Here is a 26,568-nt window from a genome sequence, read left to right on the forward strand (position 1 = left end):
CCTTTTATATTTTTTAAAGTATTGAGCAGAAAATGAAGGCCGAAACGCTTTTAACGTTCGGCCCCCATTTTTCAAACCCCACAATTGCTGCAGAGTTTACTATCCCTTAACAGAGCCAGACATCGACTCTTCGTAGAATCGTTGCATGACAATGAACAGGATTGCGATTGGAATGGAAACGCACACAGCTCCAGCGGAGAATCGTGCGAACCAGTGATTAATGTATTCTCTCTGCAACATTTGGTACAAGCCCAAAGCCACAGTGTAATTATCTTGGGTACGAGCAATCGTCTTAACAAGAACGAAGTCGAGCCATGGACCCAAGAAGCTAACAATAGCCTGGAACACAATCATAGGCTTGCAGATTGGAAGAATAATCTTATAGAATACTTGCCAAGTTGTGCAGCCATCCAAGTAGGCCGCCTCGTCCAAAGACTTTGGAATCGTATCCATATAACCCTTCATAACGTAGAAGCCCATGCCGCTACCAGCAGAGTATACGATAATCAGGGAGATAAGAACAACAGAGCCATTCGTCAATCCAAAAGCCTTCAAAATGAAGTAGATAGCAATAACTGCCATGATGCCTGGGAACATGCCAAGAATCAAAGCAATGTTCATAAATGTCTTACGACCGCGGAAACGCAAGCGAGACATGCAGAACGCTACTACAAGCACGAAGAACAGAGAGATAATGCACACGAAAATAGACACAATCAAGGTGTTTAAGAACATGCGTGGGAAGTCAAGAACTTCTCGCTCAGTAAACAGCTGAATGTAGTTGTTAAACGTGTACTTAGTTGGGAAGAACGTTGTCTGGTATGGAGCGGTGTTTTGGTTAAAGCTTTCCAAGAACACCCATACGATTGGCGCGAGCCAAATAATAGACATAATAATCAGGAAGATATGAGTGATGATATCTCCGATTATGCGGCGCACGCGCTGATCGCGCCAGAATGGAACGCTGCGTGTACTATGCACAGTTTGTTCGCTTTGCATAAGATCCTTCTTATTACTCACCGGAATCCCTCCTCATTCTTGTAGGAGCCAGAGTTGCGGTATGTTATCAAAGCAACAATCGCAAGCACAATGAATGTCATAATGCCGATTACCGCGCCCATGCTGTAGTTATCTTTATCAACCGTAAGCTTGTACAGCCAGGTGATGAGCAAATCAGTCTTACCTGCCGAAGAGCCGATTGGTGTTGGCTCGCCGCCAGACAAGAGGTAAATAACGTTGAAGTTGTTAACATTGCCAGTGAACGTTGTAATTAAGTATGGAGTCATAACAAAGAAGATGTATGGCATAGTAACGTTCATAAAGCGCTGCCACCAGCTTGCACCGTCGAGTTCTGCTGCTTCGTAAAGTTCTGCTGGAACATTCTGCAAAATACCAGTGATTTGCATGATTGTGTAAGGAATACCAACCCAAAGGTTGATGAGAATAACGGTAACCCTTGCCCAAGTAGCATCCTGGAAGAATGGCAGTGGAGAATGAATCCAGCCAGAAGAGATAAGAAGGCGGTTAATGGCGCCATCTCTTTGAAGCATGCTGTGCATAACAAGCAAAGACACAAACTGTGGAACTGCGATTGTAAGAGAGAAGCAGATGCGCCACAAGCTCTTAAGGCGGGTAGTGCGTCTGTTAATAATCATTGCCATAAACATGCCAAAGAAGAAGTTCAAGAACGTAGCGAAGAAGGCCCAAACAAGGGTCCAAATCAAAACATCGAAGAAGATTCCAGCATTAATGGTTCCAGTTGTGTTTCCAAGAATCTTAACAAAGTTGTCTAAACCAACCCAGTGGAAAAGAAGTGTGTGGTCACGGTCGTAGTTTGTAAATGCCATTGAAATCATGAATGCTAATGGCAATACCGTAAACAGAACAATTCCAGCGGTTGGAAGAGTCATAAAACCAACGTGCGCGTGGCGGTCGAGCAAAGATTCAACATCTTTAACAAAGGTGATAGGCTTTTCTCCGCGCTTTACAAAGGATTGAGCCTTGTATGCGCTGCGCAAAGATAAAGTAGCCAAATAAACTAAAACAATAATTGCTGCAATGCTCATAACGCCATACAGCAAAATCTCAACAGAATTATCTCCAGCAACGTAGTGCCAGAAGCCGTTAATCTTTACTCTGCCTTGCTTTCTAGTGCCGAGCGTACCGAATTTTGGCAGATATTCCGCGCCAGTTGTGGCCAAGAAGGCAAGAACTCCAGCCTCGCATAAAAGAAATACGAGACCTTTCACGTACTGTTTGCGAACGAAGTTACCAAAACCAAAGATAATTATCGAAACCCAAGACAGTGCGTCTGCGTGCTTTGCAGCCTCCTGTAATGAGTATTGCGAAGGAGCCACAAATTCATCGGCAGAAGGTGCCTTCTTTCGCTTCCCTCGCTTGGTGGATGTCGTGCCAGTCATGACATGCCTTTCCGTAAAATTGTGGGGCTTATACAAGCAAAGAACGCCCCGCCCCGATTTACTATTCTTAGGGGAGCGGGGCGTCCTTGCCGTGTTTTTCTAAACAAGAATTTGAGTTTAGAAAATAGTTTGTAAGTTAGTACTTAGTGCTAATACTTACTGATTTCGCTACTTCTTAAGAGCTTCCTCAAAGCCCTTCTGGAAGTCTGCAATCTTTGCAGCGGCGTTACCGTCGTTGACTTCCTTGTTGGCCAATGCAGTGCCGAAGGTCTTCATTGGATCCCAGAAGGCACCCATTTCTGGAACGGTTGGCTGCAAAACAGAGGTGTTAGCAATGGTGTTCATCTGAGCAACAGCGGCTGGGTTATCCTTAACAAGATCGCTCAAAGCCTTAGCAACTGGGATGTCGCCGTGAAGCTTGTACATCTGCTCCTGGGATTCCTTAGAACCGAGGAATGCAGCGAACTTAGCAGCCATCTCTGGAGCCTTGGAGTTAGGGTTGTAAGCAACAGCCTTAGAGCCAGCGAAGGACTTCATCTGGTGCTCGCCGTCTTCGGACTTAAACTTTGGAAGCTGAGCAGCAGCGTAGTTGTCGCCCAAAGCCTTCTTTACGTCGCCAGCATCCCAAGAGCCAGAGAAGTAAGCGTCAACAGTGTGGTTCTTAATGCCAGACAAGCCAGCGCCGTCGCCATCCATTACAAAGTTCTTGTTCTGAATGAGCTTTGCAACATACTTAGTGATTTCGGCAGCCTTATCACCAATCTTGATGCCGGCCTTGCCGTCGTTGCTCTTCTCGCCGAAGAGGGTCATGTTGCCATCAAGGTAGAAGCCTGGAAGGTACCAAGCGTTGCTAATATCGAAAGCAACCTTGCCCTTTTCGAGCATCTTATCGAGGGACTTAACGTCTTCGTCGGTGAACTTGGACTTATCGTAGTACATGAACCAAGTGTTGCCCATGTATGGAACGCCATAAAGCTTGCCGTCCTGAGCGGTTACAGACTGGATGATGGTCTCATCGTTGTCTTCCTTAACCTGCTTGGCAGCGTCATCGCTCAACTCGCCAATTGCGTTTGCCTTTACCAAGTCGCCGAGCTGATCGTTAGGGAACAGGTAAACATCGGCAGCGGCCTTAGCGTCTTGCTTAACTGTCTTAGCAGCATCTGGTGGTGCAACAACAGCGTTCTTAAAAGTAACTTCTGGGTGATCCTTCTGGAAGGCTTTCTCCATAGCTTGAATCCAGCCGCCAGCCTTCTGATCTTCGGAAGAAGACCATACGGTGAGCTTTACTGGGTTTGACTTGCTGCTGGAGCCAGCATTGGTGCTAGAACCGCATGCGGCGAATCCAAACATAGTGGCGATTGCGAGGCCTGCGCCCAGCACTTTCTTCATATTCGTCATCCTTGACCTCCTATATCATGCCAGCTTGGCATGTTCTTTGGTGGCATAGTAACAAATTTCATGTGGCGCAACTTCGACGTTTCTCTGCGTTTTTGCAGCGTCACATTTGTTGTTGAAATCTGTTTATAAGCAATGTGTAGTATACACGTATACATTGTAGTTTGCAAATCATGTTGCATACTATTAGAAAAATTTCCGGCAAAACTGATTGCTGTTGATAAAAAGTTGTATTTTATTTTGTAAATCAGTAAATTTATCGGAATTTTATCATTGATTGGTTGCGCTTTGACCTGCCTTCGCGCCTGTGTTTGTTTCTTTTTGCCCGTGTTTGTTTACGTTTTGGGTCAAATTGGGAACAAATGCGGGAACACTTGCCCGTGTTTGTTTCTTTTTGCCCGTGTTTGTTCCCATTTTTGGTGTTTTGGGGAACAAATGCGGGAAAGTGAATAGTAAAATAGGATTAGACAAGTCACGACGAAAGATAAGTCAAAATAAAAGACAAGATAAGACAAAAGACAAGACAAGTCACGCCAACAAAATGAGGGAAATATGCAAAACGAACATGCACAATGGCTGCGCGACGCCGTATTCTACGAAATCTACCCACAAAGCTTCTACGATTCAAACGGCGACGGAATCGGCGACATTCCAGGCATAATCGAAAAGCTTGACTACGTAAAGTCGCTTGGCTGCAACGCAATCTGGTTAAATCCTTGCTACGATTCGCCATTTAAAGACGCGGGTTACGACGTTCGCGACTACAAAAAGGTGGCAGCGCGCTACGGCACAAACGAGGATTTGCAGCGTCTTTTTAGCGAGGCGCACAATCGCGGAATGCACATTCTGCTAGACCTTGTTCCAGGGCACACAAGCGAGGAGCATGAGTGGTTTAAGCAAAGCTCGCGCGCGCAAGAAAACGAGTTTAGCAAGCGATATATATGGACAGACAGCGCGTTTAGTGGCTATTCCATGCCGTTTATTGGCGGCGAAAGTGAGCGAGATGCCACGTATATTCTTAACTTCTTTAAGTGCCAGCCAGCGTTAAATTACGGTTTTGCGCATAGGGATTGCGCGTGGCAATCCGCGCCAGATTCCACGGAGGCTGCACAAACGCGTGCCGCAATGGTTGATGTTATGCGATTCTGGCTTGCACTCGGTGCGGATGGATTCCGCGTAGATATGGCGGATTCGCTTGTAAAAAACGACGACAACAATGGCCCGGGAAGTCTTGGCAAAGACAACACGATTCGCGCATGGCAAGAAATGCTGGGTGCTGTAAAAGCCGAGTATCCGCAGGCTGCTTTCGTTTCGGAGTGGGGCAGGCCGCGTCAGGCGCTGGCTGCTGGGTTCGACATGGACTTCTATTTGAATTGGCGCTGGGATGGGCAGCCAAACGGTTATGCGCGCTTGGCTAGAGATGTGGATAATGCGCTAGATAGCAATCCCGAGCACGATCACAGCTACTTTAACGCGCGCGGCGGCGGCAGTATTTGCCCATTTTTAGACGATTATTGCCCGCAGTATGAGGCCACTTGCAACGAGGGCTACTTTAGCTTTATAACGTGCAATCACGATACTCCGCGCCTTGCTCCGCGATTAAGCGAGCGCGAAAGGCGGATTGCGTTTGGCATGATTCTTACAATGCCAGGCGTGCCGTTTGTGTATTACGGCGACGAAATCGGCATGAAATACCGCGACATTCCTACAAAAGAGGGCGGTTATGCGCGCACGGGCACGCGCACGCCAATGCAGTGGGATGATTCTAAGAATTTTGGATTCTCCACGGCCGCAAAGTCGAAGTTGTATTTGCCTGTTGAGGCGCGCGCGGATGGAAGGACTTGCGCAAACTCGCGTAAGCAGGCCGTGCAAAGTGGCGAGATTCCAACGGTTTTGGGTCAGGAGCAGAATGGTGATTCGCTGCTTAACTGGGTGCGCGCGCTGATTTCTTTGCGTCACGAATGCGCGGCGTTGCATGCGGATGCCACTTGGCGAGTGTTGCACGCGCCTGTGGATGGTCGCAGTTTTGCGTACGAGCGATGCGCGGCTGGATCGAATGGGTCGGCTGGCGCGGATGGCGAATCTTCTACAGAACGAATCATTGTGGTTATGAATCCTGGATTAAACGAGGAGACGATTGCGCTTAGCGCGCTTGCAGGGCTTACGCCAGAGGCGATTTTGCAGCCGCGGATTTCGATTGGAGCGGTTGCTTGCGATTCTTCCGCGCTTAAACTCGGCGCGCAGTCCTTTGCCGTGTTTGTTTTGTAATCCGTTTCATCGTTTGGCGTTGCGCGAACGATATTTCCGCTTTTTGTTGTTGATTTTGCCGTTTTGAACAACATTTTCGGGAAAAATCTCCCGAGTTTGTTTACGAAATGGGTCAAAAAGGGAACAAACGCGGGTAAAAGGGAACAAACGCGGGGAAGTGTGCCCGAGTTTGTTTACGAAATGGGTCAAAATGGGAACAAACGCGGGCAAAAGGGAACAAACGCGGGATAAAAGAAAAAGCGCACTGCAGAGATTTAAGCCTGGGTTTGATACAATTGCAATGATTATGCAATGACAGCAAAAGCTATACGCACTTAACGCCACGCTGCGAGCAAGAGGTGAATTATGGACGCGCTAAAACCAAAGATCCGCGCAGACAAGAACATAAAAATGGGGATTACGCTCAGAAAGTTCAAGCTGCTCGGCGCTGTAATGATGATGCTCAGCGCGTTTGGCACAACCGTGATTCCGCACCTTTTTGGCGGTCTTTCCAACTCCAACATGTGGAGCCTCACCGCCGCCGTAGTGTGCGAAGTTATAAGCTGGTCGGCTCTGCCGTGGTACGCGTGGCTGCTCGTTCGCGGATATCAAAACACGCATAACCTAAACCTTTACACGCTTCGGCTGCTTGTGCTGGCGCTTATTTGCGAGGTTCCGTACGACTTTACAACCTTTGGTTGCGCTTTCGACATGCGCTCGCAAAACCCAGTGTTTGGGCTTGTTATTGCGCTTTTTGTGCTTTCGGGAATCGACATGGTTCGTGCGCGTTTTAAGGGCGCGCAAAAAGTGGCGTCAATCGCAGTGATCCTGGTTGCAGGAATATTGTGGAATCTTTTCGGCAAAGTCGGCTTTAGGCAGAATATTTTTTGGGGCGGAGCTTTACTTTTAGGATTTGTGCTGATTTTTAGGTTCCTAGAAAACCACGAGATTCGCATGGAACTGATTGCAGGCGCTTTCGGCGCTATGTCGCTTTTGGCGCCAGGTGTTGGCGTGGCTGTGCTGCACTATCGCAGTCCGTATGGCGACGGCCCTAAGCAAACTAAGCAATTCCGCTGGCTTATGTATGCGTGGTATCCGCTTATGCTTGTAATCGCAAGCGTGTTCACGATTCTGCTTTAGGTGCTATCTTAGTATTCACGATTTTGCTTTAGGTGCAGCCGTAGATTTCCTTATAATAAGCTGCAACGGGGCTGTAATATGCCTTCTTGCCACAGGCTTGCCTTCTATAAGTGATATTGCAATATTGCCAGCCTGTTCCGCCATAATTTTAGGATTTTGACGAATCGTAGTTAGCTCTGCCTCTTTTGCATACGTGCCATTGTCAAATCCAATAATCGACAAATCTTCTGGCACTCTAATCCCCAATTTCTGCAATCTAAACAAAAATGGCATTGCTGTTGAATCCTGGTGGAAACATATTGCGGTAGGTGGATTATCTTGTGCAAAAATTTCGGAAAGTGTGGCATTTATGGGGTCATCTTTGGTGTCTATTGGCAGCACTTTCCATTGCATGCCTTCAATGTTTCTACACACATTCTCAAAGCTTGTGATTCTTCTTGACGAGCTAAAGTGGAAAGGCGAACAAAAATGCTCATACACGTATAAAAGACGCCTATGCCCTAATGTTGCTAAGTGTTGAATCGCAAGTTTTATACCGAACGAGTCGTCGATTCCGATTGATGCAGAAAGCACTTTAGAAGCTGTACAGTTTATTCCAACAATTGGCACATTTATGCGCTGTAACTGTTCTGCCTCACTGTTACTTATGTCGAATGAAGATACGATTATTGCGTCTGTGTTTGCGCGCAAAGGCAATTCTTTAAAGAAGGTTTTTCTTTGCTCAACTTCTTCTAAAAGGTAGATTACAAGGTCGTATCCATTTTTTTGTAGCACATTATTTAGGCCTTCTATAATCGCGGAGCTAAACCATTCGATTTTGCTGCTTCCGATTAGAAGCGTTATTCGGTATGACCTACCTGTTTTAAGTTCCCCAGCGGTTCTAGAAACAGTGAATTCCATCTGTTCGGCGGCGCGCATAACTTTTGCGCGAGTAGATGCTGATACTTTTTCTGGATGCGCGAATGTTCTGGAGACGGTTGCAATTGATACACCAGCCAGTGTTGCTACATCGCAAATACTAGTTTTTGACAAATCGCACCTCTTTTAAGAGTTTTAACTACACTGTTTTAACTACACTGTTTTAACTGCATTTCTTTTTAATTACCATGCTTCTAGTCATCATAAATGAAAAGGTTTACATTTTTAGACACGCCGTCTAAAGGGCGTTTATTCTTGCAAAAATCGCCTAGTATTAGGGATTTAAAATGAAAACCTTTACATTTACATTTTTAATGTTTGACCGCACCAAACATAAAGCAATATTATAAAATTACCCATCAATTTCACGAGGAAGTGGAGTAACAATGAAGATTAAAAAAATATGCATATCCTGTATAGCAGTTTTGGGCATGATTTCTACGCTTGCCGCATGTGGGAATAATGGTGCAGCAGGAGTAACCGATACAAAGAAAGACAAAGGCCTAGCTGTTATGGGTCAAGCTTTAAAGTACGACCCAAATCATTTAGTAAATCAAGGAAAGCCAATCCAGCTTGAGTATTGGAGCTGGGGAGACGCATCCACAGATCCGATTTACGACATGATTAAGGATTATCAAAAGATTTATCCAAATGTAAAGTTTAAGACTAAGAACGTTGCTTGGGATGATTATTGGACAAAGCTCCCACTTGCTCTAAAGGGAACAAAAGGCCCAGCTTTGTTTAATATTCACAATTCCAAGGATGAGCTTATTCGCCCATATGCTGCCGATTACAAGATTGACAAGGCTGCTATGGAATCGGATTATGCAACGGCGAGTGCGCATGAAGATGCTAAAGGTAATGTAAAGTACATTGATTCCGTAATTAATACGGGAAACATTTACTACAACAAGAAGCTTTGGAAGGAAGCTGGCTTAACCGAGACAGACATTCCTACAACCTGGGATGAGTTGCGCGAAGTGGCAAAGAAACTCACTAAGTGGAACGGCTCCAAGATGGAACAGGCTGGATTCAACGTGAATGGCGATGCTTATGCTGCAATCAATCAAGGATTGAACTATCAGCGTGGCGAGCTTGCTTTTGATGCAAGTGGCAAGAAGCCTAATTATGACAACAAAGTCACGCGTGAAAACATGAAGTTCTTGAAGGATTTGTACGACAAAGACAAGGTTATTTCTACCGACTTTGGTACAGATTACACTCAGAGCTTTGGAAACGGTCAATCTGGAATGGTTTATGCCTGGGGATGGCTTGAAGGTGTGCTAAAAGAAAAGTACCCAGATGTTGAATACGGAATCTTCCCAACTCCAACATTTACAAAAGAAAAGCCATTTGCTTACGACCGCTTCAACGGCGAATCCACTCCAGGAATTAACGCTCATCAGTCAAAAGAACAGCAAGAGGTTGCTCAAGATTTTATTAAGTTCATTCTTGCTAACGACGCGTTTATTCGCTCGGCGGTAAAACATTTGAACTCGTTCCCAGCAAAGAAGTCTTTGCAAAACGATCCTGAGATTCTAAAGGCTCCAGTAATGGCTGCGATCCAACCGCGTGCAGATCGCCTAATCTGGCCAGGAATCACGCCTTCTACTGTGGAAACAAGTAGCAAGGCTGCTTTCCAGAACGTTATGCAAAATGGTGAGTCTATTGATGCTGCAATCAAAGAGGCTCAAGCAACAATGGTCAAAGATATGAAGAATTCTAAGTTTATGTCTGCAGAAAGTAAGTACGAGTTCTTCAAAGAGCATAAGTAAGAATAAAGCAGACTAGGCAGCTAGAAATAGTCGATTTAAGTTGACTATAAGTCGACATCGATATAAGCGATTAGTTGCCTAGTCAAAACTAGCTATAACTAGTAATCATTGTGCTCAGTAGGTAAGGCAAGGAAAATCATGAAACAGGTAAATCAGGATTCTCATTTGTACAAAATGAGAAAACATAATGGTGGTATGTCAAAAATAAGCACTGCTCTTTCTCGAACCTTCTCCTTTCGGAATATAGCAGTAGTGTTTCTGATTGTTTATTTTGTGATTTTTCTTGCCTATCCAATATATAAGGCTTTTGCAGGCAGCTTCCACGAATGGAATCCGCTTGTTGGAACATACAATTGGGTTGGGCTAGATAATTTTAAACAGATTTTAGTAGATAAGTTATTCTGGAAGTCAATAGCAAACACTGCAATCTTTACGTTTGTATCCGTTGTGTTCCGAGTTATTCTTGGCATTGGTTTTGCAATGTTGTTAAGCTCCAAGCTTGTTAAGTGCAAAGACACATTGCGAGGTCTTTTTTACATGCCAACAATCACGCCGTTGGTGGCGGTGAGCTTTGTGTGGATGTGGATGTTTGACCCGCAGTTTGGCATGATTGATAGAGTTACTGGCTTAAATATCAATTGGCTGCACAGTTCCACTTGGGCTATGCCAGCAATCATAATAATGACAATTTGGAAAGATTTTGGTTACGCAACGGTGCTTTATTTGGCTGGATTAATGAACTTGCCAAAAGATGTTTACGAAGCGGCAGAAATCGACGGCGCTAACAGCGTGCAAAAATTCTTTAGAATAACAGTTCCATTGCTAAAACCAACAACACTTTTTATAGTAATCACATCTATGATTGGCTATATTCAAGCGTACGTTCAGATTCTTGTTATGACCAACGGTGGTCCAGGAACGTCAACGTACACAATCAGCTATTTGATTTTTGATCAAGCATTCCAAAAATATAACTTTGGAATCGCCTCTGCAATGAGCGTTGTTCTATTTATAATCACTGGAATCCTAACATTCATAATGTTTAAAGCGTCTAAGGATAGTGAGTTGGTATGAAAAAAAATAATCTTAAGAAGAGCATCATTAGCTGGTCTCTTACAATATTCCTATTCTTATTGTCTTTCTTAACAATCGTGCCATTTATTTGGATGTTTGTATCTTCCTTTGCTCCAAACAGCGACATTGTGCGCGTTGACGGCGGGCTGTTCCCAAAGCCAAGTACGTTTGGAAATTACGTTGGGATTCAAGAAAAATTCGACTTTTTGAGGCTATTCTTTAACTCGCTGTTTATATCGGTGGTTAAAACAGTAATAGCCATTTATACAAGCGCCGTTCTTGGATATGTGTTTGCAAAAATGAGGTTCCGTGGCAGAAATCTGCTTTTTGGAATAGTAATAAGCACAATGATGGTTCCTTGGGCGGTAACAATCATTCCGCAATACGACATGATGACTAGCTTTGGCTGGCAAGACACGTATCGCGCGCTTATAGTTCCAGGCTTAATAAGCGCATTCGGAATCTTTTTATTCCGTCAATCAATAAGCGGAATATCCGACGAACTGATTGAGGCTGCAAAACTGGATGGAGCTTCGGATTCTAGAATATTCCACAGAATAATCTTGCCAATGAGCCACAATACTATTGCTGCGCTCGCAATATTTACGTTCTTGTGGAATTGGGAAGACTATTTGTGGCCATTCCTTATGATTACAGACGAGAAAAAGCAGCTTCTTGCAGTTGGATTGAAGACTTTTAGTGGAAGATTTGGAACCGACTACGGCGGTTTGTTTGCTGCGGCATCGCTTGCTATTATTCCTGTAATAGTAGTGTACTTGGTGTTCCAAAAGCAGTTTATTGCTGGAATTTCAACTGGTAGCGGTAAGTAGAAAAGATAAGTAGAGAAGTCGCAAGTAGATGTTGCAAGTAGATGTTGCAAGTAGATGTTGCAAGTAGATGTTGCAAGTAGATGTTGCAAGTAGAAAAGGGCAAACCGAATGACTTTACAAGACGCACGCGGTGTTCAAGACGAGCACATTTTTTACGATTACTCCAAAAATCCGCTGACTAAGGCAAAAGAGTCGCAGGTTATAAGCGGCAAAAATTGGCGAATTACGTTAATCACGGATTCGCTTGTGCGCCTTGAGTGGAGCGAAAACGGCGGGTTCGTAGACGCGCCTACGCAAACAGTTGTAAGGCGAAACTTTGAGGGCAGCGCGCAGTTTGCCGCGGAAAAATCGCAAGCAACCGAAGATGTGGCGTCACGCGCTTTTAATCCAAAATACAGCGTAAAAAACTTGGAAAATGGCTGGATAGAAGTCGAAACCGAAAAACTATTGATTTCGTACAACCAGCAGCCGTTTAGCAAAGAGGGCTTGAGCATTGTTGTGCGCGGAGTGCCAGGCTCGCAATTCAACACATGGCATTACGGCGACGAATGCCACGGCAATCTGCTTGGCACGGCGCGAACGGTGGACGAGGCGGATGGGGCCGTTAAGCTTGGAACGGGCGTAATATCTCGCGACGGGTGGGCCGTGTTAGACGATTCGCGCTCGGCAAAAATCGCGTATGCGGCTGCTGTTGATGGAAAAGAAAACCCATACGGGGCATGGGTGGAGCCGCGCGCAAAGGCAGATGGCAGTGGGCTTGGCGAATCTGCCAAATCCCCTGAATCAACCTCTAAAGACCTATACTTCTTTGGCTACGGTCACAACTATATAGGCGCAATTCGCGACTTTTACAAGCTTACGGGCGCGCAGCCGCTTCTTCCGCGATTTGCGCTGAGCAACTGGTGGAGCAGGTACTACAGGTACAGTCAAGACGAATATTTGCAGCTAATGAGCCGCTTTAAGCGCGAAGGCATACCGTTCTCTACTGCCGTAATCGACATGGATTGGCACGTAACGGATGTGGACCCAAAGTACGGTTCGGGATGGACTGGCTACACGTGGAACCGCGATTTGTTCCCAGATCATCGCGCGTTTTTGCGCCAACTTGCCAGCGACGGGCTTGCTGTAACGCTTAATTTGCATCCGCGAGACGGCGTGCGCGCGTTTGAAGAAGACTATGCGCAAGTTGCGCGCGATATGGGAATTGACCCTGCAAGCGGCAAGGCAGTTGAGTTTGACCTTACAAATCCGCGCTTTTTGCGAGCATACCTAAACATGCATCGGCGCATGGAGAACGAGGGCGTTGGGTTCTGGTGGATTGATTGGCAGCAGGGCGGAGTTACAAAGCAGGCTGGCTTAGATCCGCTTTGGATGCTTAACCACGTGCATTACCAGGATTCGGGGCGCGGCGGCGCGTGGCCGCTTACGTTCTCGCGCTACGCGGGGCCTGGCTCGCACCGCTACCCAGTGGGATTTTCGGGAGATAGCGTAACAACGTGGGATTCGCTGGCCTTCCAAACTTACTTTACTTCTACGGCGTCTAACATTGGCTACGGCTGGTGGAGCCACGATATTGGCGGCCACATGCTTGGTGTGCGATGCGATGAGCTGGAGGCACGCTGGTATGCGTTCGGCGCGTTTAGCCCGATTAATCGCCTTCACTCCAGCTGCTCGCCGTTTGCGGGCAAGGAGCCGTGGAACTTCCCTGCCGAAACGCGCAATGCGATGGTTAAAATGCTGCGACTTCGCGCGCAAATGCTGCCTTATTTGTATACGATGAACTATCGCGCGGCGGTTTGCGGCAGGCCGATCGTAGAGCCAATGTATTGGCAATCGCCAGAAACACCTGCAGCATACGAGATGCCGAACGAGTACCGCTTTGGCAGCCAGCTTGTTGTTGCGCCAATCGTTAGCAAGGGGTGCGCGCAAGTTGGGCGTGGGTGCACTGCCGTTTGGCTTCCAGAAGGCGATTGGTACGATTTCTTTGACGGAAGGCGCTACGTTTCGCGCGGCGGTGCTGGGCGCAGACTTGAGGTTTGGCGAGGAATCGACCGCGTGCCAGTGTTTGCGCGTGCTGGGGCCATTGTGCCAATGCAAGTTTTGCCGAGTGAGGCGTCTTGCGCAAGTAGCGAGCAGGCGGCGGCTGCGGTTAATAGCGTTGAAAATCCGCGATCTTTGCGCGTTCTTGCATTCCCAGGGGATTGCGGCGAATTTGTGATGCGCGAAGATAATGGCCGATTTGAAGACGCGTGCGCTGGAAAAACTGCCGATACGCGCATGGAGCTTATTTGGCGAGATGGCAATGGGGCCACGCAGTTTGTGATTAACGCTGCAACGGGCTGCAATAGTGCCGTTTCTTCGCTGCCTTCCAAGCGCGATTGGAGCGTGGTGTTTAGAGGCGTGGCTTGCCCAGACTTTGGCAAAATCCGCGTTTTTGTTGGGGAAAATCAGCTTGAATCTAAGGCTGTAGAAGTTTCATATGAAGGCGAAGAGGGCGACTTAAGTCTTACTGTTTCTGTGTGCAATGTGCCTGTTGGCGATTGCGTGCGCGTGATTGTGGATGGAGGGCTGTGCATTGCGCAAGACCCTAAGATTGGCGATTGCTACAGGTTGCTTTTACAAGCGCAAATGCCGTACCGCGGCAAGGAGATTGCTTTTGATGCGATTCGCCAAGCTGATGGCAGTGCGAGTGCTATAAGTGAGCTTTGTGCGCTTGAATACACTAGCGAGAGCGAGTTTGAGCGACATCAGCAAAGCGTTGACTTGACTAATGCGCATGCGCCGCAGCACCCTGAGGTTGCTAAGTGGGCGCAATGGAAGTGCACGTTGCCTGATTCGGTTAAGCGCGCACTCGAGGAGATTTTACTTCGCAGCGCGCTGTAACTGCGCGCTTTCCTATTTGATGTTGCGCGAGGTTTGAGTATTTCTCTCCTCGCAAGTGACGCGCTCCTTTACGGGGGTCTTATGAACGTTGATATTCCAAGGCCTCAGTATGGCGCTATTTATTGCTCGTAGAGAAATACATCAAACCTTCTGGATATCTAGAACTTTTTCGTATCTTTCATCACCGAGATTCTCGATTTTTCTTGCTCTCTCGGCGAGTCACCACCTTCGGCGCTGAGGCTCGCCTCTTTCGCGGCGAAAAATCTCGAATCTCTACCTCACTTGATGCAGTCAGCACGAACGATTTTCCCGAAAATGTTGTTCGACACGCCGTTTTGAACAACATTCTCGGGAAAAACTTCCCGAGTTTGTTGTTAATTTTGCCATTTTGAACAACATTTTCGGGAAAAAGTTGACGCACTTTGTACCACATTTGACCTAAATCACGTACAAAAAGCGGGAAAAATGTGATTTGTATCATATACAAATGTTTAGGAAATTAAGCTAAAAACGGCGCTTGGCGTGTTGAAATCGCCAGAAATGCATAAAAAAATATTCCGCAAAAACCCTTGAAATAAAAGGCCTGGGGGGGGGGGTATGTATCCCCCAAAGCTATAAACATTTGTTGGTAGTCTTCAAAATTTTTTATTAAATGTTATAATGACTTATCAGAGGTTAGATACATCATTATAGATGTAACCTATGGGACTTTAAATTGTTATTGTCAAAAGCTATAGCACTTTGGGCGCCAATGGTAGACGCGCAAAGCGATATCAAGTAAATCGAATTAAACTCACGGAAAGAGGAGAACATGACCACAAAATCTGGTAAGCACACCAACAAGATTGCAAAGAATACATTGAATTCCGCAGCCAACAATGGTGTTGCAAAGGCTGTTGATATGCGTAAGGTGGCTGCTCTTTCTGCTGGAGCTGCTGGCGTGATTGCTGGCGCGGCGATTGCTTTTGGCGCAACTCCTGCAATGGCGGCGGAGACTACTTCTGCGCCTGTTAAGACAAGTAATGCTGCAAATGAGCAGGATTTAACTGCTAATAAGAAGGCTGAGGCTAAGGACGAGGCTGCGGCTGAGGGCGCTAAGGACGAAGGCAAGGGCAAGACTGAGGCTGAGGGCAAGGCTGAGGGCGAGACTGCGTCCGCTGATGGTTCTGAGGCTGACGCTTCTAAGAAGGCTGAGACTTCTGATAAGGCCGATTCTAAGGCTAATAAGAGTAAGACTGAGCTGGCTGGGGAAAGTGCTGCAAAAGTTGAAACGAATGCAGCTGATGTTGTGGATCAGCAGGACGTAAGTGGGAATACGCCTGCTGGTTCTACTACTACCGACGCAAAGAGCGATGCTCCTGCTGATGCAAATAAGCAAGGTGCTGTGAACAAAGATGGCGGCGCGAGGGTTCGCAATAGGCGTTCGTTGCCTGATAATCCGTCAACCGACGAGGCTGCGGGTGGCGAAAATCGCGAAGCCTCTGCAGCGCCAGACCCAGGGCCACAAGCTAACAGTGAAATAACACTTTCAAAAGAAACAAAAGACACGCTCCCAAACATGTACGCATGGGGCAAGTCTGACAATGTGTATGTTGAAAGCGGACAAAACCAAGAAGTAACCTTTAAATTTGCAAAGCCATCTGACGGTAGCACCATTACGAAAGTTGCTATTTTCCCGGACGATAACATTGATATTCACAGTAATACACATTCCAAGGATTATGCAGAATACTATTCCGCTGAAGGAGATTGGCATAAACCTTATTCTGGAAAATATGCCTTTACCACAAGCAATGATGGTTCGGCAACACTTAAAATGACCAATCTTTATAGAGAGGGAGGCATTAATGGCGCACAAGGTTATGCCGCAAACCGCTGCATCTATGTGTATGGCACAAAAGATGGGCAGGAAGTCTTGCTGTACAAGACGAATATTGCGCGTGCAGCAACGCTTATTCCACCAAAAAAGACTGGCTCGATTGTTTTAAAGTACGATCAAAAGCTTGAAGAAAAGCAAATTCAAGAAAAGCTTAAAGAAGCTCTGGATGCTCCTACTGAGGCTAAGGACAAGAAGACATCGAAACCGTTGTCGGTAAAAGACCAAATTGCTGCTGCAAGTCAGGCGTTTGGTGTTGGCGTGCGTGGGGAAGACACAAAAAAGGTTACCACACCTGATGACCCTGATAAAAAGATTGTTATTACTGATAAGCGGGCGTATGACGATGGTCAGCTTGCAAAAATTAATCAGGTAACTTCAAAGACGGGCGAGCCAACAACATATGTTACGGGCGTGAATAACCTCAAGACCTACCTCGTCTCCGACCTTGGCTACAAGTCTGACGTGCTGCCTCTTACGGTTGCTCGCTACGACACGCGTATCGATAAGCCGATTGTTGAGGACACTGACCCGTCCAAGGTGTCTGATGAAGTAAAAAACGAGATTAAAAAGAAGCTAGCGCGCCTTAATCACGTGTCAGAAGACAAGGTGACCATTGGCGCTGACGGAAAATTTACCATCAACTTCGACGGCGTGGATCCAAACGACGCTCCTAAGATTGCTTTGCGCGACCTCGTGTTGAAGAAGCTTGAGGAAAAGGATATTTCTGTTCCTGCAAATGACAAAGCAACTGTTATCTACAATCCACTCGCTTACTCTGATGCTGAGATTAAGAGCATTAAGAAGGCTATTTACGAAGCTAATAAAGACAAAACAGAGCTTGGATTAAGCGCTACCGACTACGAGAAGCAGATTTCGCTTTCGTACCTTACTGGCAATCTTACTGCAACTGGTGACTCTAATAAGGGCATCTCGAATGGTCAGGCGGAAAACAAGATTACCGTTAAGATTAAGACCGATAAGGCGGTTGCCGAGTTTACTTCTGACGTAAAGGCGCACAAGCTCACGCGTTTGGCAGATATTCGCAAGGATTACAACGTTTCGTGGACTAAAGACAAGATTGATGGTCGCGACACAGACGAAGGTTTCTCATGGAGCGAAGATAAGAAGACTATTATCTACCGCTACGATTCAACTAAAGCAGAAGAATTTGATACAAATAAGATTCTTGATTTGTTGAAAGCTACGGCAAAGGATAAGAATTCTGGTTTGCGTGACCTCACGGGCAACGAGCAGCTCGACCATGAAGGTGTGGATGGAAAGGCCAAGAAGTCGCATGTGGGCTACGTGATTGACAAGAACGGCCAACCTACCACTGAGTTGTCGCTTGGCAATATGAGCGGTGCTTATTGGCAATATAGTCAGAAGGTTGATAATTCTGGTGTGGACCTCGGCGATAATTTATCGGAAGCTGGTTCGTATTCCTGGGATAATGAAGCTAAGCCGGTATTTGTTGCTGCCAAAAAAGGCAAGGTATATAAGGCGCGCCTGTTTGTTTTGCCGTATGGATTGACGATGTATAGAAATGTTTACATGGAAAACGGCAACCAACCTTGGAATACGCCTAAGGCAATTAACGTTATCTTTGTGCCGCAGACGAATCATAAGACAAGTGATTTGAAGGGTTCAATTGACGGTCACCAGCTTGCTGCTGACAAGAAGACTCCAACTGATTCTGCGTATTACAACGCGTCTAAGGATAAGAAAGATGCGTATGACAAGGCACTTGATGCTGCCAAAGAAACACTTAAGAAAGTTGGAACTACAGCTGATGCTGATTTAAGTGAAGACCTTAAGGCTGAGGTTGATAACGCGACGATTAAGCTGAATAAGGCGCGCGCCGAGCTTGATGGTCCTAAGACTGATAAAACCAAGCTTGAGCAGTCGATTGATGATCACGGCAAGGCTGAGGAAGGCAAAGATCCAACTGGTACGCAAGCAACAAATCAGTATAAGAACGTCACGGATCCTGATTTCAAGGATGCTGATGGCAATGCCGATACCACGAAGAATGAAGATGCTAAGAAAGCCAAGGAAGCCTACGATAAAGCGTTTCAAGATGCTGAAGCTGTAAAGGACGACCAGAACGCCACACAGAAGGCTGTTGACGATGCCAAGGCAAAGCTGGACGAGGCTCGCAAGAAGCTTAACGACTTCACCACCAACAAGGATGAGTTGAACGCTGCGATTGCTGCAGATGGCAAGGTGAACACGGGCGATGCTGATAAGACAGGCGACGCAAAGCTCAAGACTGCCGACCCAACCTACCAGAACTCGAGCGAGAAAGAGCGCACAGCTTACGATAACGCTGTTAAGAAGGCGAACGATCTTGCCAAAGATCCAAACGCTTCCCAGAAGGAAGTGAACGAGGCTATCAAGAAGCTTAAGGAAGCCAAGGCTGCGCTAGACAAGAACGCAACCAACAAGGCTCCTCTTGATGCTGCCGTTAAAAATAGCTTCGATAACAATGATGGCAAGCAGAGTGTGTTCTATAAGAACGCGGCCGCGAAGAAAAACTCAGACGCTAACGCTAAAAAGGCAGTCGAAGACTACGATAAGGCACTTGCAGAAGCTAAGAGAGTGCTTGGTGAAAAGAACGCTACAAAGGCCGATGTAGACAAAGCAAAGAAAGCGCTTGAAGACGCTGAAGCAGCACTTCATGCTGACAACAAGTACTCTACTGATAAAACCGCTCTTGGTAAAGCGCTTGCAGACAACTTCAGTGGTTATTTGATGCCAGCCTACTTCAACGCTTTTGATTTGTCACAAAGCAAAGATCCTGCCGACGCTGCGAAGGCTACACAAGCTGCTAAAGACTTTAAGGAATATAACGACGCATATCATGCTGCAAAAGACTTGATGGATAAAGCCAAGAAGAATCCGGACACCGTAACGCAAGATGAGGTTGATGCGGTTAAGAATAAACTTGTTGAAGCCCGTAAAGTAATCGATAAGTACGCAACTGACACGAGCAAGATTTCGGCGGCGCTGCTTCAGAGTTTGGCTATAACTAAAAGCCCAGCGTATCTAAACGCGTCCGCTGGTGCTGCAGGTTCTGACGAAGCGAAGGCAAAGCAAGCGTATGATGATGCGCTCGAGAAGTTGAAAAAGGCATTTAATGATGAGATGCCTCAAGATACGGTAGATGGCAAGCCTAATAGTAAAGTAATCTCGACTGACAAAGTGCCTGTCAAGGGTGGCGACACAAATAGTGCTAGCTACCTTGACGGCATCCAGTCGCATGCTAAGGGTAAGCCTTTGAATAGGGATGTGACAAAGCTTCTTGCAAAGCTTAAAGAGGCTGTTGCAGGCTTGGATAAGTTTAAGACTAAGACCGACGACTTGATTAAGTCGATTAACGAGGACGACAACACCAAGCAGACGCCTGGATATAAGAATACGGCAAAACCTGACTATAAGGGTGAAGATGGTACGACTGCTGATACTAATAAGAACAGTGAAGCATCTGCTGCTTGGAAGGCATACGACGATGCTTTGAAGGATGCTAAGAAATTGCTCAAGAAGCCTGATGCAACTCAGAAGGAAGTGAATGACGCGCTTAAGACCTTGAACGAGAAGCGAGAGGCGCTTAAGACGTACAACACAACTGTAGACAAGCTTCAGGCAAGCGTTGATAAGAACGGTAAAGACGCATCGGGTACTGAGCAGGCTGTTGAGGGAACAAAGGATTCCGACGCATACCGCAACGCATCTGATCCTCACTTCTTGAAGGCAGACACAACTGACCCAACTAAGTTGGTTGAAGATACCGATAGAAACAATAACGCCAAGAAAGCTAAGGCCGCTTACGACAAGGCATTGGCCGAGGCTCAGGAGTTGCTTGCAAAGCACGACCCTAAGAGCAATACACCGCTTGACGCTCAGCCAACGCAAGCCGAGATTGACGCTGCTCTCAAGACGCTCGACGAGAAGCGCCAAGCTCTTGATGCCTACGCAACCAAGACTGACGATCTTAAGACTGAGGCGGATTTGTCTAAAGCTGATGCTGAAGGATCTTCTATAGATGGCAAGTTCGAGAACTCGCCAGAGTTCAAGAATGCCGAGGCCAAGAAGGATGGCGACAACGAAAACGCCGATGTCAAGGCTTACAAGGATGCACTTAACAAGGCTCGCGAACTTGTAAAGGCTGCCACGGATACTGCGCTTAGCAAGCACCCAACTCAGCAGCAGGTTGACGAGGCACTTGATGCCTTGAAGAAGGCTAAGCAAACTATTACCGACACCTACAAGACCAATGCGTCTTTGCTGAAGGATGCAAAGGAACTTGCGAGCGTCGGCTTTAAGCAGACTCCTGAGTATAGGAATGCTGTGGCGATTAAGGATGACGATTCTGCGACTGCGGAAAAGAAGACCGCGGCTCAGAAGGCTGTTGAAGCTCTCGATGAGAACACTAATAATGGTGCTTTGAAGAAGGCTATCGATATCCTTAAGAAGTTCGATGATAACGGCAAGCCAAATGATGGTGAAGCCAATATCCCAACTCAGGCGCAAGTCGACGAAGCTCTTAAGACCTTGCAAGATGCTATGACGACTGTTACCGATGGCTTCAAGACCGACGCAACGCCTCTTGAAAAGGAGGTTGGCGATAAGGACGAACATGGCAATGATGTAACTCCTCCGTTCGAGGCGACAGTTGAGTACAAGAATGCGCTTGAAAAGGCGAAGACTGAAACCGGTGATGCTGCAACTTCTGCTGCTTCCGCAACCAAGAAGCTGGAAGATTACAACAAGAAGCTTAAGGCTGCGCAGGATCTTATCAACAAGGTGAATAACCCTGATCCAAACGCTGAAGCTGACTCAAAGCCAACCAATGCTGATGTTAAGAAAGCTCTTGATGAGTTGCAGGCTGCCAAGAAGGCAATCACCGATGGCTTCAAGACCAACGCAGCTGCCCTCAAGAAGGAAGCTGATGATAAGGATGATACTGGCACAGCTCATAATCCTGCTTTTGAGAGCAGCCCAGAGTATCAGAACGCTCTTGCCAAGAAGGGTAATAGCAAGGAAGATATTCCTGATGTAAAGGAATACAAGGCTGCGTTGCAGAAAGCTCAAGACCTCTTGAAGAAGTTCAACGACGACGGTTCTGCGCCAAAGTCTGATGCAACCGACATCCCAACCCAAAAGGAAGTTAACGATGCCCTTCAGAAGCTGAAGGACATAAAGGAAAAGATTACTGCTAACTACAAGACCAGCTCTGTTAATCTTCAAAAAGAAGTTGACTTGTCGAAGGTTGACGACGACGACAAGCGCGATACCGTATTCGAGAACACTCCAGAGTACAAGAATGCGACTGCTAAGGGTGATGAGGCTTCTAAGAAAGCTCTTGAGGAATACAACACGAAGCTCAAGGCTGCCAAGGAGATGCTTGAGAAGTTCGACCGCACTACTGGCAAGCCAAAGGCTAATCTCCCATCAGGCACTACGGTTCCAACCCAGCAGGAACTTGATAAGGCTCTAAAGGAGCTCCAAGAAGCCAAGTCGAAGATCGAAAAAGACTATGCAACCAAGAAGGGCGCTTTGTCTAACGAGGCTGGTGCTGACGACACCTTCAGGCAGACGCCAGAGTTCCAGAACGCTGTAGGAAGCAAAGAAGCCGAAGAGTACGCGAATGCACTTGCCGAAGCAAATTCTGTGCTTGGAGACAAGGACGCAACTCAGGCGCAGGTTGACGCGGCTTTGAAGAGGCTCCAGGATGCCAAGGCTGCCCTTAGAGGCAAGCATGGCACCGACAAGTCTGATTTGCGTAATGAGGCAGAAAATGACCCTACATTCCGCGATTCGATTCCGTTCTTGATTGCTAATAGCGAGGATATTGCTGAGTACAACAAGGCTCTGAATGAAGCAAATGCTGTGCTTGCAGATCCAAATGCAACGCAGGCCGAGGTTGATGCGGCTCTTAGAAAGTTGCAGCTTGCAAAGCAGAAGATAATGGACTTCTACAACTCGCTTGGTTCGTTTGGCAACGGCGGTAGCGGTTATGTTGGCACTGGTTTTGGTGTTGGCGCTGCTGCGGTTGATAAGTCCATGCTGATTGTGGAGGTAAATGGCGCACTTGCGGATATTGCTAATGGCGTGAATGCTAATGCTTCTGCGAACGCTGCGAATGCTGCTGCCGTGATTAGCGAGTTTAACGCTGCATTGCAGAATGCGCGTGCTGTTCTTGCCAATCCAAATGCAACTCAGGCGCAGGTTGATGCAGCTTTGAGCAGGCTTCGTGCGGCGCGTGCTGCTCTTGCGGCGCTGAATGCGGCAGATGCTGATAGGGGCGGTTCTTCTCGCGGTAGTTTGAGCGTTCAGACTGGCGTTGATTCTGCAACGCTAAGCGCGTTCGCCGCTATGTTTGTGGGGCTGGCGGGACTTGGAGTGTCTGCTAAGCGCCGTAAGCACGCTAGTAAGTAGCTTGGCCGCGATGCGTTGCGATGCGCGCCTGCACTGATGTCTGTTGCTTATAACTGATATCGCACAAAATGGCTTGCGCTCCGACCTACCTTTTCGCTTAGAGCGTAGCGCGAAAAGGCAATTCGGAGCGCTGAGCTTGCTCAAGGTTGAAAGCACTGTGTGCTTTCAACGCAAGCGAAGACGTTCGCGCGGCTAGTCCGCGCAAGCGATTTGACGGGTTTTGTACCAAATTTGGCCTAAATCACGTACAAAAAGCGGAACCAGTTGACGCACTTTGTACCAAATTTGACCTAAATCACGTACAAAGTGCGGAAAATAATACGCGCATATTCCACTTGCTTGGTGTTGCGCGAGGGCGATTTCCTTGCTTTTGTTTACTTTCTCCTGCTTTTGTTTCTTTTTTCCTGCATTTGTTTCCCAAATCGACCAAAATGGGAACAAACGTGGGGAAAAAGAAACAAACGTGGGGGAGTGTTCTTGTGTTTGTTTCCAAAATGGGTCGAAATGGGAACAAACGCGGGGAAGTGTGCCCGAGTTTGTTTACGAAATGGGCCAAAATGGGAACAAACGCGGGGAAAAGGGAACAAACGTGGGTGCGCCTTACTTACTTGGTGTGCAGGAAGGCGCGCTCGCTGCGCAAAGTTGAGTGGGGGAGTGTTAAGTTTTTGCGAAACGCGCGCAAAAATGCTTGACTTTAATAACTTGAGTGTGTTAGACTCAAGTTTTGTAAAAAGAAAAAGTGGCTAGTCGCAAGGCTGGCTGCCAAGAATTTGGGTACATAGATTAAAAGGTACATAGATAAGATAGCTAGGAGATATTATGGGACGCGCAGTAGGTATTGATTTAGGAACAACGAACTCCTGCATTGCAACGCTTGAAGGCGGCAGCCCAACAGTTATTGTTAACGCAGAAGGTGCGCGTACAACACCGTCCGTGGTGGCTTTCAGCAAGTCGGGAGAAATCTTGGTTGGCGAAGTTGCTAAGCGTCAGGCTGTTACTAATGTTGATCGCACGATTAGCTCCGTAAAGCGCCATATGGGCACGGATTGGTCCGTTGAGATTGATGGCAAGAAGTGGACTCCACAAGAGATTTCTGCTCAGGTTTTGATGAAGTTGAAGCGCGATGCAGAAGCCTACCTTGGTGAGCCAGTAACCGATGCTGTTATTACATGCCCAGCATACTTCAACGATGCTCAGCGTCAGGCAACTAAGGATGCAGGTAAGATTGCAGGCTTGAACGTGCTGCGTATTATTAACGAACCAACTGCTGCTGCATTGGCTTATGGCCTTGAAAAAGGCAAGGAAGACGAGCGCATTTTGGTGTTCGACTTGGGTGGCGGTACTTTCGATGTGTCGCTTCTTGAGATTGGTAAGGATGACGACGGCTTCTCCACAATCCAGGTGCAGGCCACTAATGGCGATAACCACTTGGGTGGCGATGACTGGGATCAGAAGATTATTGACTGGCTTGTTGGCGAAGTTAAGAACAAGTACGGCGTTGATTTGAGCAAAGATAAGATTGCTTTGCAGCGCTTGAAGGAAGCTGCTGAGCAGGCAAAGAAGGAGCTTAGCTCTTCTACATCCGCCTCAATTTCGATGCAATACTTGGCTATGACTGCAGATGGAACTCCAGTGCATTTGGACGAGACCTTAACTCGTGCGCACTTTGAGGAGATGACTTCCGACTTGCTCGGTCGCTGCCGTACGCCATTTAACAACGTGCTTTCCGACGCTAGCATCTCTGTAAGCCAGATTGATCACGTGGTGCTTGTTGGTGGTTCTACTCGTATGCCAGCCGTCAAGGAGCTTGTAAAGGAGCTTACGGGCGGTAAGGAAGCGAACCAGTCCGTGAATCCAGATGAGGTTGTGGCTGTTGGTGCAGCTGTGCAATCGGGTGTTATTAAGGGAGACCGCAAAGACGTTCTGCTTATTGATGTAACTCCACTTTCTTTGGGAATTGAAACCAAGGGTGGAATTATGACGAAGCTTATTGAGCGTAATACCGCAATCCCTACTAAGCGATCTGAAGTGTTCTCTACTGCAGAAGACAATCAGCCATCCGTGTTGATTCAGGTATACCAGGGCGAACGCGAGTTTGCGCGCGACAACAAGCCTCTTGGCACTTTTGAGTTGACGGGTATTGCTCCAGCTCCTCGTGGCGTTCCGCAGATCGAAGTGACTTTCGACATTGATGCTAACGGCATTGTGCACGTTTCTGCTAAAGATAAGGGCACGGGCAAGGAACAGTCCATGACGATTACTGGCGGATCTGGTTTGCCAAAGGACGAGATTGACCGCATGGTTAAAGAGGCGGAAGCTCACGAAGCGGAAGATAAGAAGCGCAAGGAAGAAGCGGATACTCGTAACCAGGCAGAATCCTTTGCTTACCAGACCGAAAAGCTTGTAAACGACAATAAGGATAAGCTTTCCGATGAAATCTCCAAGGAAGTTACCGAAAAGGTGAATGCTTTGAAGGAAGCTTTGAAGGGTGATGACATTGAGAAGATTAAGAGTGCGCAAAGCGAGCTTATGACGTCTGCTCAAAAGATTGGTCAGCAGCTTTATGCTCAGCAGGGCGCGGCTGGTGCTGCGGGCGCTGGTGCGGCTGGTGCCGCTGGTTCTGCATCTGATGCAAATGCAGGTGCCTCTAAAGATGACGACGTGGTTGACGCCGAAGTGGTGGACGACGACAAGGACGATAAGGACAACAAGTAATGTCCGAGTTTAACGCCAACGACTACTTGAGCGGTTTGGAAGACGTGCCGTCGGATTCTGGCGATTCGGCTGCTGGCGATTCGCGTGCGGCGGATAGCGCTGTGGCAGATAGCGTTGCAGCGCATGAGGAAACTCATGAGGCAAAGCACGAAGCAAAGCATGCTGCTGCTAACACAGACACTGCTGCTAACACGGATGCTGCTAACACAGACACTGCTGCGGAAGAATCGCAAGCAACCGACGACGAATCCAACGCGCGTAAATCTAAAGAAAATGACAATTCTGCAAACAAGCAAAGCAGCGAAGAAGACGATTCCTTAACACCTCTTGGCAAAGCCAAAAAAGAGGCGGCGGACTATTTGGAAGCGTTGCAGCGCGAGCGAGCAGAGTTCATCAACTTTAGAAACCGCGCCGCAAAAGAGCAAGACAGATTTAGGCAGCATGGAATAACAGACGTGCTTACGGCTTTATTGCCAGCTTTAGACGACATTGATAGGATTCGCGAACACGGCGCAATGGACGATTCGTTCAAGGCCGTGGCCGCAAAATTAGATAAGGCGTTTGAAAAGTTTGGCGTAGAAAAGTTTGGCGAAAAAGGCGAAGACTTTGACCCGACTAAGCACGATGCGATTCTACACAAGCCAGATGCAAATGCTACTAAGGAAACGGTTGATGTTGTTGTGGAGTCGGGCTACAGGATTGGCGATCGCGTTATACGTGCGGCAAGAGTTGTAGTGGCGTCTCCAAGCAATGCGTGAAACAAAAGCAATGCGTGAAACAATGCGTGAAACATCGCTAGTGTTAGTGCTTGTTTAGCTTGTCTAGCTCGCGCACTGCATCAAACGTCTACTTGC

Annotated in this window: 13 protein-coding genes; 9 read left to right on the plus strand and 4 right to left on the minus strand. The window is 47.1% G+C overall.

The window, feature by feature from the left end:
- Positions 1-99: 99 nt before the first annotated feature.
- The 3 genes from QP420_RS04660 to QP420_RS04670 all read right to left on the minus strand — a co-directional run bounded on the left by QP420_RS04660 (position 100) and on the right by QP420_RS04670 (position 3,818).
- Positions 100-1,020: a sugar ABC transporter permease gene (locus QP420_RS04660; protein WP_004131368.1), complete on the minus strand. Its 921-nt coding sequence runs from the start codon at positions 1,018-1,020 to the stop codon at positions 100-102.
- On the minus strand, positions 1,017-2,420 hold the full coding sequence (locus tag QP420_RS04665; RefSeq protein WP_016839868.1) for a carbohydrate ABC transporter permease: 1,404 nt from the start codon (positions 2,418-2,420) through the stop codon (positions 1,017-1,019). Before QP420_RS04665 ends, QP420_RS04660 begins: the two co-directional genes overlap by 4 nt.
- A gap of 168 nt (positions 2,421-2,588) precedes the next feature.
- Positions 2,589-3,818: an extracellular solute-binding protein gene (locus QP420_RS04670; protein ID WP_060786437.1), complete on the minus strand. Its 1,230-nt coding sequence runs from the start codon at positions 3,816-3,818 to the stop codon at positions 2,589-2,591.
- Positions 3,819-4,367: 549 nt separating this feature from the next.
- Here QP420_RS04670 and QP420_RS04675 point away from each other — a divergent pair.
- On the plus strand, positions 4,368-6,083 hold the full coding sequence (locus QP420_RS04675; protein ID WP_481616686.1) for an alpha-amylase family glycosyl hydrolase: 1,716 nt from the start codon (positions 4,368-4,370) through the stop codon (positions 6,081-6,083).
- Positions 6,084-6,428: 345 nt separating this feature from the next.
- Positions 6,429-7,202 carry a TraX family protein gene (locus tag QP420_RS04680; RefSeq protein WP_481616687.1) on the plus strand — a complete coding sequence of 258 codons (774 nt, stop codon included), beginning with the start codon at positions 6,429-6,431 and terminating at the stop codon, positions 7,200-7,202.
- A 15-nt stretch (positions 7,203-7,217) separates the two neighbouring features.
- Here the strand turns inward: QP420_RS04680 and QP420_RS04685 are convergent, their stop codons facing one another.
- Positions 7,218-8,234 (minus strand): LacI family DNA-binding transcriptional regulator, encoded by a 1,017-nt coding sequence (locus QP420_RS04685; protein WP_481616688.1) that lies wholly within the window; start codon positions 8,232-8,234, stop codon positions 7,218-7,220.
- Between the two features lie 272 nt (positions 8,235-8,506).
- On the opposite strand from QP420_RS04685, the gene QP420_RS04690 reads away from it, so the two are divergent.
- From QP420_RS04690 to grpE, 7 genes are all read left to right on the plus strand, one after another.
- Positions 8,507-9,895, plus strand: a complete 1,389-nt coding sequence (locus QP420_RS04690; RefSeq protein ID WP_481616689.1) for an extracellular solute-binding protein — start codon at positions 8,507-8,509, stop codon at positions 9,893-9,895.
- A 138-nt stretch (positions 9,896-10,033) separates the two neighbouring features.
- The gene (locus QP420_RS04695; protein ID WP_081090941.1) at positions 10,034-10,969 is read left to right on the plus strand and encodes a carbohydrate ABC transporter permease; all 936 of its coding nucleotides are present in this window, start codon (positions 10,034-10,036) and stop codon (positions 10,967-10,969) included.
- On the plus strand, positions 10,966-11,799 hold the full coding sequence (locus tag QP420_RS04700; protein ID WP_481616690.1) for a carbohydrate ABC transporter permease: 834 nt from the start codon (positions 10,966-10,968) through the stop codon (positions 11,797-11,799). Before QP420_RS04695 ends, QP420_RS04700 begins: the two co-directional genes overlap by 4 nt.
- Positions 11,800-11,907: 108 nt before the next feature.
- A complete protein-coding gene (locus QP420_RS04705; protein ID WP_481616691.1) occupies positions 11,908-14,682 on the plus strand; it encodes a glycoside hydrolase family 31 protein in 2,775 nt (924 codons plus the stop codon).
- An 811-nt stretch (positions 14,683-15,493) separates the two neighbouring features.
- A complete protein-coding gene (locus QP420_RS04710; protein WP_481616692.1) occupies positions 15,494-22,999 on the plus strand; it encodes a coiled-coil domain-containing protein in 7,506 nt (2,501 codons plus the stop codon).
- An 819-nt stretch (positions 23,000-23,818) separates the two neighbouring features.
- Positions 23,819-25,714 (plus strand): molecular chaperone DnaK, encoded by a 1,896-nt coding sequence (gene dnaK, locus QP420_RS04715; RefSeq protein WP_481616693.1) that lies wholly within the window; start codon positions 23,819-23,821, stop codon positions 25,712-25,714.
- On the plus strand, positions 25,714-26,472 hold the full coding sequence (gene grpE, locus QP420_RS04720) for a nucleotide exchange factor GrpE (protein WP_481616694.1): 759 nt from the start codon (positions 25,714-25,716) through the stop codon (positions 26,470-26,472). The genes dnaK and grpE overlap by 1 nt, the downstream gene beginning before the upstream one ends.
- Positions 26,473-26,568: the final 96 nt, after the last annotated feature.

This window comes from Bifidobacterium sp. UMB1197, assembly GCF_030217745.1.
In the GTDB taxonomy this organism is placed as follows: Bacteria; Actinomycetota; Actinomycetes; order Actinomycetales; family Bifidobacteriaceae; genus Bifidobacterium; species Bifidobacterium vaginale_B.

Coding starts and splice junctions, on each gene's coding strand:
- QP420_RS04665 (WP_016839868.1), bottom strand. CDS start 2,420: ATGACTGGCACGACATCCACCAAGCGAGGGAAGCGAAAGAAGGCACCT.
- QP420_RS04670 (WP_060786437.1), bottom strand. CDS start 3,818: ATGACGAATATGAAGAAAGTGCTGGGCGCAGGCCTCGCAATCGCCACT.
- QP420_RS04675 (WP_481616686.1), top strand. CDS start 4,368: ATGCAAAACGAACATGCACAATGGCTGCGCGACGCCGTATTCTACGAA.
- QP420_RS04680 (WP_481616687.1), top strand. CDS start 6,429: ATGGACGCGCTAAAACCAAAGATCCGCGCAGACAAGAACATAAAAATG.
- QP420_RS04690 (WP_481616689.1), top strand. CDS start 8,507: ATGAAGATTAAAAAAATATGCATATCCTGTATAGCAGTTTTGGGCATG.
- QP420_RS04695 (WP_081090941.1), top strand. CDS start 10,034: ATGAAACAGGTAAATCAGGATTCTCATTTGTACAAAATGAGAAAACAT.
- QP420_RS04700 (WP_481616690.1), top strand. CDS start 10,966: ATGAAAAAAAATAATCTTAAGAAGAGCATCATTAGCTGGTCTCTTACA.
- QP420_RS04705 (WP_481616691.1), top strand. CDS start 11,908: ATGACTTTACAAGACGCACGCGGTGTTCAAGACGAGCACATTTTTTAC.
- QP420_RS04710 (WP_481616692.1), top strand. CDS start 15,494: ATGACCACAAAATCTGGTAAGCACACCAACAAGATTGCAAAGAATACA.
- dnaK (WP_481616693.1), top strand. CDS start 23,819: ATGGGACGCGCAGTAGGTATTGATTTAGGAACAACGAACTCCTGCATT.
- grpE (WP_481616694.1), top strand. CDS start 25,714: ATGTCCGAGTTTAACGCCAACGACTACTTGAGCGGTTTGGAAGACGTG.